Raw genomic sequence first — 243 nt, 5'->3', positions numbered from 1 at the left:
CCAAAGACGAGCAAGTACGTAAACGCTGGCTTGCCAATATTTCTCATGAGCTTAGAACGCCAATGAGCATTTTGCTTGGTGAGCTTGAAGCTATGCTACTTGGCATACGCGAGCCAAATGCAAAAAATATAAACTCGGCCAACGACGAAGCCCTGCATTTAAAGCGCTTAATAGACGATTTGCATATGCTCAATAGCGCAGAGTTAGGGGGCATGCATTACACTATGCAAGCTACTGATATGG

At 44.9% G+C, this 243-nt stretch carries 1 protein-coding gene; it reads left to right on the top strand.

Going from position 1 to position 243, the window contains the following annotated elements:
- Positions 1-243 (top strand): histidine kinase dimerization/phospho-acceptor domain-containing protein (locus tag AAEY62_RS24230; protein ID WP_350637019.1); only part of this gene is annotated, 243 nt, incomplete at both ends.

Origin of the sequence: Pseudoalteromonas sp. GW168-MNA-CIBAN-0100, assembly GCF_040309225.1 — a bacterium.
Classification (GTDB): Bacteria; Pseudomonadota; Gammaproteobacteria; order Enterobacterales; family Alteromonadaceae; genus Pseudoalteromonas; species Pseudoalteromonas arctica.
Note: the sequence above shows the minus strand (reverse complement) of the source record. Positions and strands in the feature narration are given on the sequence as shown.